The following is a 1,095-nucleotide window of genomic DNA, read 5'->3' as shown; positions in this document are numbered from 1 at the left end:
TGCGCACGTGGCAACCCACCATCACGTTTTCCAGCACGGTCATTTCACCGAAGAGCCGAATGTTCTGGAAGGTACGGGCGATGCCGGCCTTGGCCACTTCGTGCGGGGCGCTCGGTGAATACGGTTTGCCATCCAGTTCGAAGGTGCCGGTATCGGGTTGATACAGGCCCGTGATGACGTTGAAGAAGGTAGTCTTGCCAGCACCGTTGGGGCCGATCAGGCCGTAGATCTGGCCGCGTTCGATGGTGATGCCCACGCCGTTCAAGGCTTGCAGACCGCCGAAACGCTTGCTGACGTCACGGATCTTGAGCAGTGTTTGTGTCATGTTCTGTGCTCCTGATAAGGCTTAGGCTTTGACTTCGCCGGCGGTACCGACTTTGGTATGGTCCGCTTCGGGACGATCTTCATGGCGCGGCGAAGGCCACAGACCGGCCGGGCGGGTCAGCATGATGACCACCATGGCCAGGCCGTAGAGCAGTTGGCGCAGCACTTCGGCATCGATCCACACCTTGCCGAAAATGGCCATCTGCAGCGGTTCCACCACGTGACGCAGCACTTCCGGCAGCGCCGCCAGGATCACGCCACCCAGCACCACGCCAGGGATGTGGCCGATACCGCCCAGCACCACCATGGCCAGCACGGCGATGGACTCGGTCAGCGAGAAGGATTCCGGCGAGACGAAACCCTGGAAGGCGCCGAACATGGCGCCGGCCACGCCACCAAACGAAGCGCCCATGGCAAAGGCCAGCAGCTTGACGTTGCGGGTGTTGATGCCCATCGCCTTGGCGGCGATCTCGTCTTCACGGATCGCCACCCAGGCACGGCCCAGGCGCGAATCCTGCAGGCGGGTCGAGAAGAAGATCACGAAGATGCACAGCACCAGGAACAGGTAGTAATACGCGTTCACCGACGGCAGGCTCATGCCGAAGACCTTCACCATCGAACCGGAACCCGGTTCACCGGCCAGCGACACGCCGAACACGCGGATCGGATCGATCAGGTTGATGCCCTGCGGACCATTGGTGATGTTCACCGGGGCGTTCAGGTTGTTCATGAAGATGCGGATGATCTCGCCGAAGCCCAGCGTCACGATGG

At 61.6% G+C, this 1,095-nt stretch carries 2 protein-coding genes; both read right to left on the bottom strand.

Annotated elements, in window-relative coordinates:
* A partial coding sequence (locus ACODSZ_RS23060) for an ATP-binding cassette domain-containing protein (RefSeq protein ID WP_488928639.1) occupies positions 1-325 on the bottom strand: 325 nt, incomplete at its 3' end.
* 21 nt (positions 326-346) lie between these two features.
* Positions 347-1,095: branched-chain amino acid ABC transporter permease (locus ACODSZ_RS23055; protein WP_488928638.1), on the bottom strand; the 749-nt coding region annotated here is incomplete at its 5' end.

It is taken from the genome of Herbaspirillum sp. FG34, assembly GCF_057809315.1.
The sequence above is the reverse complement of the archived record's forward strand: the minus strand, read 5'-3'. Positions and strand labels throughout refer to the sequence as shown.